At 54.8% G+C, this 13173-nt stretch carries 10 protein-coding genes; all 10 read left to right on the top strand.

The annotated features are described in order from the left end of the window. Window positions 1-3 precede the first annotated feature (3 nt). The 10 genes from rseP (at window position 4) to accA (ending at window position 13106) form a co-directional block, all read left to right on the top strand. Window positions 4-1356, top strand: coding sequence for a sigma E protease regulator RseP (gene rseP / locus OQV00_RS21670; RefSeq protein ID WP_004858123.1), 1353 nt, complete (start codon window positions 4-6; stop codon window positions 1354-1356). Window positions 1357-1387: 31 nt separating this feature from the next. Beyond that, the gene (bamA, locus tag OQV00_RS21665; protein ID WP_004858125.1) at window positions 1388-3817 is read left to right on the top strand and encodes an outer membrane protein assembly factor BamA; all 2430 of its coding nucleotides are present in this window, start codon (window positions 1388-1390) and stop codon (window positions 3815-3817) included. Window positions 3818-3939: 122 nt separating this feature from the next. Then, on the top strand, window positions 3940-4425 hold the full coding sequence (gene skp, locus OQV00_RS21660) for a molecular chaperone Skp (protein ID WP_004858127.1): 486 nt from the start codon (window positions 3940-3942) through the stop codon (window positions 4423-4425). A gap of 3 nt (window positions 4426-4428) precedes the next feature. Beyond that, a complete protein-coding gene (gene lpxD, locus OQV00_RS21655; protein WP_004858130.1) occupies window positions 4429-5454 on the top strand; it encodes a UDP-3-O-(3-hydroxymyristoyl)glucosamine N-acyltransferase in 1026 nt (341 codons plus the stop codon). Window positions 5455-5625: 171 nt separating this feature from the next. Continuing rightward, window positions 5626-6081, top strand: a complete 456-nt coding sequence (gene fabZ / locus OQV00_RS21650; protein ID WP_004858132.1) for a 3-hydroxyacyl-ACP dehydratase FabZ — start codon at window positions 5626-5628, stop codon at window positions 6079-6081. Window positions 6082-6084: 3 nt separating this feature from the next. Continuing rightward, window positions 6085-6873 (top strand): acyl-ACP--UDP-N-acetylglucosamine O-acyltransferase, encoded by a 789-nt coding sequence (lpxA, locus tag OQV00_RS21645; RefSeq protein WP_004858134.1) that lies wholly within the window; start codon window positions 6085-6087, stop codon window positions 6871-6873. Continuing rightward, the gene (gene lpxB, locus OQV00_RS21640) at window positions 6873-8021 is read left to right on the top strand and encodes a lipid-A-disaccharide synthase (protein WP_032716599.1); all 1149 of its coding nucleotides are present in this window, start codon (window positions 6873-6875) and stop codon (window positions 8019-8021) included. The genes lpxA and lpxB overlap by 1 nt, the downstream gene beginning before the upstream one ends. Continuing rightward, window positions 8018-8614, top strand: coding sequence for a ribonuclease HII (gene rnhB / locus OQV00_RS21635; RefSeq protein ID WP_004858138.1), 597 nt, complete (start codon window positions 8018-8020; stop codon window positions 8612-8614). The genes lpxB and rnhB overlap by 4 nt, the downstream gene beginning before the upstream one ends. 37 nt (window positions 8615-8651) lie before the next feature. Further along, window positions 8652-12134: a DNA polymerase III subunit alpha gene (gene dnaE, locus OQV00_RS21630; RefSeq protein WP_004858140.1), complete on the top strand. Its 3483-nt coding sequence runs from the start codon at window positions 8652-8654 to the stop codon at window positions 12132-12134. A gap of 12 nt (window positions 12135-12146) precedes the next feature. Continuing rightward, on the top strand, window positions 12147-13106 hold the full coding sequence (gene accA, locus OQV00_RS21625; RefSeq protein WP_015585101.1) for an acetyl-CoA carboxylase carboxyl transferase subunit alpha: 960 nt from the start codon (window positions 12147-12149) through the stop codon (window positions 13104-13106). Window positions 13107-13173 lie beyond the last annotated feature (67 nt).

The following is a 13173-nucleotide window of genomic DNA, read 5'->3' as shown; positions in this document are numbered from 1 at the left end:
TTTATGCTAAGCGTTCTCTGGAATTTGGCTGCCTTTATCATTGCGCTGGGCGTATTGATCACCGTGCATGAGTTTGGCCATTTCTGGGTGGCTCGTCGCTGCGGCGTTCGCGTTGAACGCTTTTCCATCGGCTTTGGTAAAGCGTTATGGCGACGTTTTGACAAGCAGGGAACGGAATTCGTCATCGCTCTTATTCCACTCGGCGGCTATGTCAAAATGCTCGACGAACGCGTCGAGCCAGTGGCGCCTGAGATGCGCCACTACGCTTTCAATAACAAAACCGTTGGCCAGCGTGCGGCCATCATTGCCGCTGGTCCTGTCGCGAACTTCATTTTTGCCATCTTTGCCTACTGGCTGGTGTTTATCATCGGTGTCCCTGGTGTCCGTCCGGTTGTTGGTGAAATAGTACCCGACTCGATTGCCGCACACGCACAAATTGCAAAAGGAACGGAACTTAAAGCGATAGATGGCATCGAAACGCCTGATTGGGATGCAGTGCGTATGGCGCTGGTCTCGAAGATAGGCGACGAGCAAACAATAGTTACGGTCGCCCCTTTCGGGAGCAGTCAGCGCCAGGATAAAATCCTCGATCTGCGGCACTGGGCGTTTGAGCCGGATAAACAAGATCCGGTGACATCGCTGGGTATTCAGCCTCGCAGCGCGCAGATTGATACGGTGCTGGCTGAAGTACAATCTGGTTCGGCGGCGCAGAAGGCCGGTTTGCAAGCGGGCGACAGGATCGTTAAAGTCGATGGTCAACCGTTAACGCAGTGGATGACGTTTGTAAATCTGGTGCGTGATAATCCGGGTAAGGCGCTGATTCTGGACATCGAGCGACAGGGGAGTCCCTTGTCTGTTACGCTGACGCCAGATAGCCGATCCGCAAAAGGTAAAGCCGAAGGGTTTGCAGGGGTCGTACCTAAGGTCATCCCGCTGCCTGATGAATATAAAACAGTGCGTCAGTACGGGCCGTTTGCCGCCATTGCTGAAGCCACGGATAAAACCTGGCAACTGATGTCATTAACCGTCAGGATGCTGGGTAAATTGATAACCGGTGATGTCAAACTGAACAACCTCAGCGGGCCGATTTCTATCGCCCAGGGGGCTGGAATGTCAGCGGAGTTTGGATTGATTTACTATCTGATGTTCCTTGCGCTGATTAGCGTGAACCTCGGAATAATCAATCTGTTCCCGCTTCCCGTCCTGGACGGGGGGCACCTGCTATTTTTGGCGATTGAAAAGCTGAAGGGCGGGCCGGTATCCGAGCGAGTTCAAGACTTTAGTTATCGCATTGGCTCAATACTGCTGGTGTTGTTAATGGGGCTTGCACTTTTCAATGATTTCTCTCGGTTGTAAGAGAGTTTGTTAGGAAGAACGCATAATAACGATGGCGATGAAAAAGTTGCTCATAGCGTCGCTGCTGTTTAGCAGCGCAACCGTATACGGTGCTGAAGGGTTCGTGGTGAAGGACATTCATTTCGAAGGCTTGCAGCGTGTCGCTGTTGGTGCGGCCCTCCTCAGTATGCCCGTGCGTCCTGGCGATACGGTGACCGATGATGATATCAGTAACACCATTCGTGCTTTGTTTGCCACTGGCAACTTTGAGGACGTCCGCGTCCTGCGCGATGGTGATACCCTGTTGGTGCAGGTGAAAGAGCGCCCAACGATTGCCAGCATCACTTTCTCCGGTAATAAGTCGGTGAAGGATGACATGCTCAAGCAAAACCTTGAGGCATCCGGCGTTCGCGTTGGGGAGTCCCTTGACCGCACGACCCTCGCTGATATCGAGAAAGGGCTGGAAGATTTCTACTACAGCGTCGGTAAGTACAGCGCCAGCGTAAAAGCTGTCGTTACGCCGCTGCCGCGTAACCGCGTCGACCTGAAACTGGTATTCCAGGAGGGCGTCTCGGCGAAAATCCAGCAGATTAATATTGTCGGTAACCATGCGTTCAGTACCGATGAACTGATCTCAACATTCCAGCTGCGCGATGAAGTGCCGTGGTGGAACGTGGTCGGCGATCGCAAATACCAGAAGCAGAAGCTGGCCGGGGATCTCGAAACCCTGCGCAGTTACTACCTGGATCGCGGTTACGCACGTTTCAACATCGACTCCACTCAGGTGAGCCTGACGCCGGATAAAAAAGGCATCTATATCACCGTGAATATCACTGAAGGCGAGCAGTACAAGCTTTCTGGTGTTCAGGTGACGGGCGATCTGGCGGGACATTCGGCAGAAATCGAAGCGTTGACCAAAGTCGAGCCGGGCGAGCTGTATAACGGCGCCAAAGTGACCAAAATGGAGAATGATATTAAGAAACTCCTCGGTCGCTATGGCTACGCTTATCCGCGCGTCCAGTCTCAGCCGGAAATTAACGATAGCGATAAGACCGTGAAGCTGCACGTCAACGTCGATGCGGGCAACCGTTACTACGTACGTAAAATTCGCTTCGAGGGCAACGACACCTCCAAAGACTCCGTTCTGCGTCGCGAAATGCGTCAGATGGAAGGGGCATGGCTGGGCAGCGATCTGGTCGACCAGGGTAAAGATCGTCTCAACCGCTTAGGCTATTTTGAAACGGTCGATACCGATACGCAGCGCGTACCGGGCAGCCCGGATCAGGTCGACGTAGTCTATAAAGTCAAAGAACGTAACACCGGTAGCTTCAACTTTGGTATCGGCTACGGTACGGAAAGTGGCGTCAGCTTCCAGGCCGGTGTTCAGCAGGACAACTGGTTGGGTACCGGCTATTCCGTCGGAATTAACGGCACCAAAAACGATTACCAGACCTATACTGAACTGTCGGTCACTAACCCGTATTTCACCGTTGATGGCGTGAGTCTCGGTGGTCGTATTTTCTATAACGACTTCGACGCGAACGATGCGGATCTGTCTGACTATACCAACAAAAGCTATGGTACGGACGTTACGCTGGGCTTCCCGGTTAACGAATACAATACGCTGCGCGCGGGCTTAGGGTATGTCCATAACTCCCTGTCCAATATGCAGCCGCAGGTGTCGATGTGGCGTTATCTGAACTCAATGGGTCAATATCCGGAAAATACCGATGATAAAAACTCATTCAGCGCCAACGACTTCACCTTCAACTACGGTTGGACCTATAACAAGCTCGACCGCGGCTTCTTCCCGACGGAAGGTTCGCGTGTCAACCTGAATGGTAAAGTGACCATTCCAGGTTCTGATAACGAATACTACAAAGCTACGCTGGATACCGCGACCTACGTGCCGATCGATAACGATCACAAATGGGTGGTTCTGGGACGTACTCGCTTCGGCTATGGCGACGGTATTGGCAGCAAAGAGATGCCGTTCTACGAGAACTTCTATGCCGGTGGTTCAAGCACCGTGCGCGGGTTCCAGTCGAACACCATTGGTCCGAAAGCGGTTTATTTCCCGGCCAGCAATCGCCACGATGGCGATGATAACTATGACAGTAACTGTAAGAGCACTGAATCTGCACCGTGTAAATCGGATGATGCAGTGGGCGGTAACGCCATGGCCGTGGCCAGCCTGGAGCTGATTACTCCGACGCCGTTTATCAGCGACAAATATGCTAACTCGGTCCGTACCTCCTTCTTCTGGGATATGGGTACCGTGTGGGATACTCACTGGGATTCGAGCGCTTACGCGGGTTATCCGGATTACGGTGATCCGAGCAACATCCGTATGTCCGCTGGTATTGCGGTACAGTGGATGTCGCCGTTGGGGCCGTTGGTATTCTCCTACGCCCAACCGTTTAAAAAGTACGAAGGAGACAAGGCCGAGCAGTTCCAGTTTAACATTGGTAAAACCTGGTAATTGCGGGCAGCAATGGAATGTAAGTGCAGTATAGCGCTGACTTTAGGCGATAATCACGGTTATCGCCTGGCCACGCAAATAACGGTACCCCTGGGTACTCATGGGATGGTAAGGAGTTAATTGTGAAAAAGTGGTTATTAGCTGCAGGTCTGGGTTTAGCAATGGTAACTTCCGCTCAGGCGGCAGATAAAATTGCAATGGTTAACATGAACAGCCTGTTCCAACAGGTTGCCCAGAAAACAGGCGTTTCTAACACGCTGGAAAACGAGTTCAAAGGCCGCGCGAGCGAGCTGCAGCGTATGGAAGGCGATCTGCAGTCCAAAATGCAGCGTCTGCAGTCCATGAAACCGGGTGCTGACCGTACCAAGCTGGAAAAAGACGTCATGGCTCAGCGCCAGACCTTCTCTCAGAAGGCGCAGTCTTTTGAGCAGGATCGTGCACGTCGCTCCAACGAAGAGCGCGGCAAACTGGTTAACCGTATCCAGACTGCTGTGAAAAGCGTAGCGAGCAGCCAGAGCATCGACCTGGTTGTTGATTCTAATGCCGTTGCATACAACAGCAGCGATGTAAAAGACATCACCGCTGATGTGCTGAAACAGGTTAAATAAGTAATGCCTTCTATTCGACTGGCTGATCTAGCACAGCAGTTGGATGCAGAATTACACGGTGATGGCGATATCGTCATCACCGGCGTTGCGTCCATGCAGACTGCAAAAGCAGGTCATATTACGTTCATGGTCAACCCTAAGTACCGTGAGCACCTGGCCGCTTGCCAGGCTTCTGCCGTTGTCATGACGCAGGATGATTTACCTTTTGCCCAAAGCGCCGCGCTGGTAGTGCGTAATCCCTACCTGACCTATGCGCGAATGGCTCAAATTCTGGATACCACGCCGCAGCCGGCGCAGGATATCGCCCCGAGTGCGGTGATTGATGCCACGGCGACGCTGGGTAAAAACGTCTCGATTGGCCCTAACGCCGTGATCGAATCTGATGTTGTGCTGGGTGACAATGTGGTGATTGGCGCCGGGTGCTTCGTTGGGAAAAAGACTAAAATTGGTGCTGGCTCCCGTTTGTGGGCCAACGTGACCGTTTACCACGAGATTGAGATCGGTGAGAATTGCCTGATTCAGTCCAGCACCGTTATCGGTGCCGATGGTTTCGGCTATGCCAACGACCGCGGCAACTGGGTGAAGATCCCGCAGCTCGGTCGCGTCATCATTGGCGATCGCGTGGAGATCGGCGCCTGTACGACCATTGACCGTGGTGCGCTGGATGATACCGTGATCGGCAATGGCGTTATCATTGATAACCAGTGTCAGATTGCGCATAACGTTGTGATTGGTGACAATACTGCCGTTGCAGGTGGCGTTATCATGGCAGGCAGCCTGAAAATTGGCCGTTACTGCATGATTGGCGGAGCCAGCGTAATCAACGGACATATGGAAATCTGCGACAAAGTCACCGTCACCGGTATGGGGATGGTCATGCGTCCTATCACCGAGCCTGGCGTCTATTCTTCAGGGATTCCGCTGCAACCGAATAAGGTGTGGCGTAAAACCGCGGCGCTGGTGATGAATATTGATGAGATAAACAAACGCCTCAAATCGATTGAGCGTAAGGTTAATCAGCAAGATTAGCGCATCAGTTGACACACAAAATCATGCAAAGCAGTATCGGGGCGGCAACCACCGCTGACAAAGACGCTGCCTGAGAGATGAAGTGTAAAAATTTTCGGCCTGTTGCATTCATAAGATTGCCGCAGGCCGTGTTATTATTGCCTTTTAGTATATTTAGACAGGAAGAGTATTTTGACTACTGAAACTCATACTCTGCACATTGAAGAGATTCTGGAACTTCTCCCTCACCGCTACCCGTTCCTGCTGGTAGACCGTGTGCTGGATTTTGAAGAAGGTCGTTTTCTGCGCGCAGTAAAAAATGTTTCTGTTAACGAGCCGTTTTTCCAGGGGCACTTCCCTGGTAAACCGATTTTACCGGGCGTGCTGATTCTGGAAGCGATGGCTCAGGCCACCGGCATTCTGGCATTCAAAAGCGTAGGTAAGCTCGAACCGGGTGAACTCTATTACTTCGCCGGGATTGATGAAGCGCGTTTCAAACGTCCGGTAGTACCAGGCGATCAGATGATTATGGAAGTCACTTTCGAGAAAACCCGTCGCGGCCTGACTCGTTTTAAAGGCGTCGCGCTGGTTGATGGTAAAGTGGTGTGCGAAGCAACGATGATGTGTGCGCGTAGCCGGGAGGCCTGATACGTGATTGATAAAACCGCCTTTGTTCATCCGACTGCCATCGTGGAAGAAGGCGCCGTTATCGGTGCTAACGCTCACATTGGCCCGTTTTGTATTGTTGGTGCTAACGTCGAAATTGGCGAAGGTACCGTACTGAAGTCTCATGTTGTTGTTAACGGCCATACCAGAATTGGTCGTGATAACGAGATCTATCAGTTCGCTTCCATCGGTGAAGTTAACCAGGACCTGAAATACGCTGGTGAACCGACGCGTGTGGAAATTGGCGACCGCAACCGCATCCGCGAAAGCGTCACCATCCATCGTGGCACAGTACAGGGTGGTGGATTAACGAAGGTGGGCAGCGATAACCTGCTGATGATCAACGCTCACGTCGCGCACGATTGTACGGTCGGAAACCGCTGTATTCTGGCCAACAATGCCACGCTCGCCGGCCATGTCTCGCTGGATGATTTCGTTATCATCGGCGGCATGACGGCAGTCCATCAGTTCTGCATTATCGGCGCACACGTCATGGTCGGCGGCTGCTCCGGCGTCGCGCAGGATGTCCCGCCGTTCGTGATTGCCCAGGGCAACCACGCAACGCCGTATGGCGTCAATATTGAAGGGCTGAAGCGCCGTGGCTTTAGCCGCGAAGCCATCACCGCGATTCGCAATGCGTACAAACTGCTGTACCGCAGCGGGAAAACGCTGGATGAAGCGAAGCCGGAAATCGCCGAGCTGGCGACTCAGTATCCTGAAGTTCAGCCATTTGTCGATTTCTTCGCCCGCTCCACGCGCGGTCTGATTCGTTAATGTCTGCACAGCGTCCCCTGACGATTGCCCTGGTCGCCGGAGAAACCTCCGGCGATATTCTTGGTGCAGGTCTCATCCGCGCCCTTAAAGCACGTATTCCCGATGCCCGCTTTGTCGGCGTGGCGGGGCCATTGATGCAGGCCGAAGGCTGTGAGGCCTGGTATGAGATGGAAGAGCTGGCGGTGATGGGCATTGTCGAAGTGCTCGGTCGCCTGCGTCGCCTGCTGCATATCCGCGCCGATCTCACCCGGCGATTTACCGAGCTTAAACCAGACGTATTCGTCGGGATTGATGCGCCTGACTTCAATATCACCCTCGAAGGTAATCTGAAGAAGCAGGGTATCAAAACGATCCATTACGTCAGCCCGTCAGTTTGGGCATGGCGGCAAAAACGCGTTTTCAAAATTGGCAGATCCACCGATCTGGTACTGGCATTTCTGCCTTTCGAAAAAGCGTTTTACGACAAATTTAACGTTCCCTGCCGCTTTATCGGCCATACCATGGCGGATGCCATGCCGTTGGATCCGGATAAAGGCGCCGCGCGGGATCGCCTGGGCATTGCCCGGGATGTGCACTGCCTGGCGCTGCTGCCGGGCAGTCGCGGCGCTGAGGTCGAAATGCTCAGCGCAGACTTTCTGAAAACCGCGCAGATTCTGCGCAAAGATTATCCCGACCTGCAGGTCCTGGTGCCGCTGGTGAATGCCAGAAGGCGGGAGCAGTTCGAACGTATTAAAGCGGAAACGGCGCCGGATCTTACGGTACATCTGCTGGATGGTCAGGCGCGCGATGCCATGATCGCCAGCGATGCGGCCCTGCTGGCTTCCGGAACCGCGGCGCTGGAGTGCATGCTGGCCAAGTGTCCAATGGTGGTTGGCTATCGCATGAAGCCGTTCACTTTCTGGCTGGCGAAACGACTGGTGAAAACCGACTACGTTTCGTTGCCGAACCTGCTGGCCGGCCGCGAGCTGGTCAAAGAGCTGCTGCAGGATGAGTGCCAGCCTGCGTTGCTGGCGGATGCGCTGCGGCCGCTGCTGGCCGATGGTAAAACCAGCCATGACATGCATGACACTTTCCGCGCGCTGCATCAACAAATTCGTTGTAATGCGGATGAGCAGGCGGCGGACGCAGTACTGGAGTTAGCAAAATGATTGAGTTTGTGTATCCGCATACTCACCTGGTCGCCGGCGTAGACGAAGTCGGTCGGGGACCTCTGGTCGGAGCGGTCGTGACCGCCGCGGTGATCCTTGACCCGGCACGGCCAATTGTGGGTCTGAATGACTCCAAAAAATTAAGCGAAAAGCGTCGTCTGGCGCTGTTCGATGAAATCAAAGAGAAAGCGTTGGCCTGGAGTTTCGGCCGTGCGGAACCGCACGAAATAGACGAGCTGAATATTCTGCATGCGACCATGCTGGCGATGCAGCGCGCCGTTGCTGCTCTGCCGGTTGTGCCGGAGTTTGTGCTGATCGATGGCAACCGCTGCCCGCCGCTGCCTGTGCCTTCACAGGCGGTGGTCAAAGGCGACAGCCGGGTGGCAGAAATCAGCGCAGCGTCTATTCTGGCTAAAGTCGCGCGCGATGCGGAAATGGCTGAGCTGGACCTTGAATTTCCTCAATACGGCTTTGCGCAGCATAAAGGCTATCCTACCGCTTTCCATCTGGAAAAACTGATCGAACATGGCGCAACCGAGCATCATCGGCGTAGTTTTGGCCCGGTAAAACGCGCGCTGGGCCTTGCGTCCTGATTCTTGTGTCGAGAAATAAGTAAACCGGAATCTGAAGATGTCTGAACCACGTTTCGTCCACCTGCGGGTGCATAGCGACTATTCCATGATCGATGGGCTGGCAAAAACCGGGCCGCTGGTGAAAAAGGCGGCCTCGCTTGGCATGCCTGCGCTGGCGATCACCGATTTTACTAACCTGTGCGGACTGGTGAAGTTCTACGGAGCGGGACATGGCGCGGGCCTGAAGCCTATCGTCGGCGCGGATTTTCACGTCCAGAGCGAACTGATGGGCGATGAGTTCACCGAACTCACGGTGCTGGCGGCCAACAATGTGGGTTATCAAAACCTGACGCTGCTGATTTCACGTGCTTATCAACGCGGCTATGGCGCGCTGGGGCCGTGGATTGACCGGGACTGGCTGGCCGAACATCAGGAAGGGCTGATCCTGCTTTCCGGCGCGCGTAAAGGCGATGTTGGCGTCAGCCTGACGCGTGGCAATATGGCGCTGGTCGATCAATGTCTCTCTTTCTACCAGCAGCATTTCCCGGATCGCTACTATCTGGAGCTGATCCGCACCGGCCGCGCCGATGAAGAGGCCTATTTACACGCCGCCGTGCAGCTGGCTGAAGAACGCGGTTTACCGGTCGTGGCGACCAACGATGTGCGTTTCCTGGAAACCGGTGATTTCGATGCGCATGAGATCCGCGTCGCGATCCATGACGGCTTTACCCTGGACGATCCGAAGCGCCCGCGCAAATACTCGCCGCAGCAATATATGCGCAGCGAAGATGAAATGTGCGAGCTGTTCTCCGATATTCCGGAGGCGCTGGAAAATACCGTCGAAATCGCCAAGCGCTGCAACGTTACCGTGCGTCTTGGCGAATACTTCCTGCCGCAGTTCCCGACCGGGGATATGACGACGGAAGATTATCTGGTTAAAAAATCAAAAGAGGGCCTGGAAGAGCGTCTGGCTTTCCTGTTCCCTGATCCTGAAGAGCGGCTTAAACGCCGACCTGAATACGATGAACGACTGGATATCGAACTTCAGGTAATTAACCAGATGGGCTTCCCCGGCTACTTCCTGATCGTCATGGAGTTTATCCAGTGGTCCAAGGATAACGGCGTACCGGTAGGGCCGGGACGTGGTTCCGGCGCCGGGTCGTTAGTCGCCTACGCCTTAAAAATCACCGATCTGGATCCGCTGGAATTCGATCTGCTGTTTGAACGTTTCCTGAACCCTGAACGTGTATCGATGCCCGACTTTGACGTCGACTTCTGCATGGAGAAGCGCGATCAGGTTATCGAGCACGTGGCGGAGATGTACGGTCGCGACGCGGTATCGCAGATCATCACCTTTGGTACGATGGCAGCGAAAGCGGTTATTCGTGACGTGGGCCGCGTGCTCGGCCACCCGTACGGGTTCGTGGATCGGATCTCAAAACTGGTGCCGCCCGACCCGGGTATGACGCTGGCGAAAGCGTTTGAGGCCGAGCCGCAGCTGCCGGAGATCTACGAAGCTGACGAAGAGGTCAGAGCGCTGATCGACATGGCGCGTAAGCTGGAAGGCGTCACGCGTAACGCCGGTAAGCATGCGGGGGGCGTGGTTATCGCCCCGACCAAAATTACCGACTTCGCCCCGCTATATTGCGATGAAGCCGGTCTCCATCCGGTCACCCAGTTTGATAAGAACGACGTCGAATACGCCGGGCTGGTGAAGTTCGACTTCCTTGGCCTGCGTACGCTGACCATCATCAACTGGGCGCTGGAGATGATCAACAAGCGGCGGGCGAAACACGGCGAGCCGCCGCTGGATATCGCGGCGATCCCGCTGGACGATAAGAAAAGCTTCGATATGCTGCAACGCTCGGAAACCACCGCGGTTTTCCAGCTTGAATCGCGCGGCATGAAAGATCTGATTAAACGCCTGCAGCCCGACTGCTTCGAAGATATGATCGCGCTGGTGGCCCTGTTCCGTCCGGGGCCGCTGCAATCGGGGATGGTAGATAACTTTATCGACCGTAAACACGGCCGCGAAGAGATCTCTTACCCGGACGTGCAGTGGCAGCATGAGTGTCTGAAACCGGTGCTTGAGCCGACGTATGGCATTATCCTGTATCAGGAACAGGTCATGCAGATTGCCCAGGAGCTCTCAGGCTATACCCTCGGCGGCGCGGATATGCTGCGTCGTGCGATGGGTAAGAAAAAGCCGGAAGAGATGGCCAAGCAGCGCGGTACCTTTGAAGAAGGGGCCAGGAAAAACGGCATTGACGGCGAGCTGGCGATCAAAATCTTTGACCTGGTGGAGAAATTCGCCGGCTACGGATTTAACAAATCGCACTCGGCAGCCTATGCACTGGTCTCCTACCAGACGCTGTGGCTGAAAGCGCACTATCCGGCCGAGTTTATGGCGGCGGTGATGACCGCGGATATGGATAACACCGAAAAAGTGGTGGGGCTGGTCGACGAGTGCTGGCGGATGGGCCTGAAAATCCTGCCGCCGGATATTAACTCCGGTCTGTACCATTTCCACGTGAATGACGACGGTGAAATCGTCTATGGTATCGGCGCGATTAAAGGGGTCGGCGAAGGCCCGATCGAAGCCATTATTGAAGCGCGTAACAACGGTGGTTATTTCCGCGAGTTGTTCGATCTTTGCGCCCGCACCGATACCAAAAAGCTGAACCGCCGGGTGCTGGAAAAACTGATTATGTCCGGGGCGTTTGACCGTCTCGGGCCGCATCGCGCGGCATTAATGAATTCGCTGGGCGATGCGCTGAAGGCCGCCGATCAGCATGCGAAAGCCGAAGCGATTGGCCAGGCGGATATGTTCGGGGTGCTGGCGGAAGAGCCGGAGCAAATCGAGCAATCCTATGCCAACTGCCAGCCGTGGCCGGAGCAGGTGGTGCTGGATGGTGAAAGGGAGACCCTGGGGCTGTACCTGACGGGCCATCCTATCAACCAGTATTTGAAAGAGATTGAGCGCTATGTTGGCGGCGTGAGACTCAAAGACATGCATCCGACCGATCGTGGTAAAGTCACCACGGCGGCGGGGCTCGTTATTGCTGCGCGGGTAATGGTCACCAAGCGCGGCAATCGTATCGGTATCTGTACGTTGGATGACCGTTCCGGGCGTCTGGAGGTGATGTTATTTACCGACGCGCTGGATAAATATCAGCAATTGCTGGAAAAAGACCGCATACTTATCGTCAGCGGACAGGTCAGCTTTGATGACTTCAGCGGGGGGCTTAAAATGACCGCCCGTGAAGTCATGGACATTGACGAAGCCCGGGAAAAATATGCTCGCGGGCTTGCTATCTCGCTGACGGACAGGCAAATTGATGACCAGCTTTTAAACCGACTCCGTCAGTCTCTGGAACCCCACCGTTCGGGAACCATTCCAGTACACCTCTATTATCAGAGGGCGGATGCGCGCGCGCGGCTGCGTTTTGGCGCAACATGGCGCGTCTCTCCGAGCGATCGTTTACTCAACGATCTGCGTGGCCTTATCGGCTCGGAGCAGGTGGAACTGGAGTTTGACTAATACAGGAATACTATGAGTCTGAATTTCCTTGATTTTGAACAGCCGATTGCAGAGCTGGAAGCGAAAATCGATTCCCTGACTGCGGTAAGCCGTCAGGATGAGAAACTCGATATTAACATCGACGAAGAAGTGCATCGTCTGCGCGAAAAAAGCGTTGAACTGACGCGTAAAATCTTCGCCGATCTGGGGGCATGGCAGGTTGCTCAACTGGCACGCCACCCACGTCGCCCGTACACCCTGGATTATGTTCGCCTGGCATTCGACGAATTTGACGAACTGGCTGGCGACCGCGCTTACGCTGACGATAAAGCCATTGTTGGCGGTATTGCGCGTCTGGACGGGCGTCCGGTGATGATTATCGGCCACCAGAAAGGGCGCGAAACGAAAGAGAAGATTCGCCGCAACTTCGGGATGCCGGCGCCGGAAGGCTATCGTAAAGCGCTGCGCCTGATGGAGATGGCTGAGCGTTTCAAAATGCCGATCATCACCTTTATCGACACTCCGGGTGCGTACCCGGGCGTAGGCGCGGAAGAGCGCGGCCAGTCTGAGGCGATTGCCCGTAACCTGCGCGAAATGTCGCGTCTGAGCGTTCCGGTCATCTGTACCGTTATCGGGGAAGGTGGTTCCGGCGGCGCGCTGGCGATCGGCGTTGGCGACAAGGTCAACATGCTGCAGTACAGCACCTACTCGGTCATTTCGCCGGAAGGCTGCGCCTCCATTCTGTGGAAAAGCGCGGATAAAGCCCCGCTGGCGGCCGAAGCAATGGGGATCATCGCTCCGCGTCTGAAAGAGCTGAAGCTGATTGACTCAATTATCCCGGAACCTCTGGGCGGCGCTCATCGCAACCCGGAAGCCATTGCGGCAAGCCTGAAGGCGCAGCTGCTGGCGGATCTGGCTGACCTCGACACGCTGAGTGAAGAGGAGCTGTTAAATCGTCGCTACCAGCGTCTGATGAGCTACGGCTACGCCTGATTATTTCTCGCGTCAATATTGCCTGGGGCCGGACTTTCCGGCCCCTTTTTTATGTGCGATACGCCAG

This window comes from Klebsiella sp. DY2415, assembly GCF_026314315.1.
In the GTDB taxonomy this organism is placed as follows: domain Bacteria; phylum Pseudomonadota; class Gammaproteobacteria; order Enterobacterales; family Enterobacteriaceae; genus Klebsiella; species Klebsiella ornithinolytica.
The sequence above is the reverse complement of the archived record's forward strand: the minus strand, read 5'-3'. Positions and strand labels throughout refer to the sequence as shown.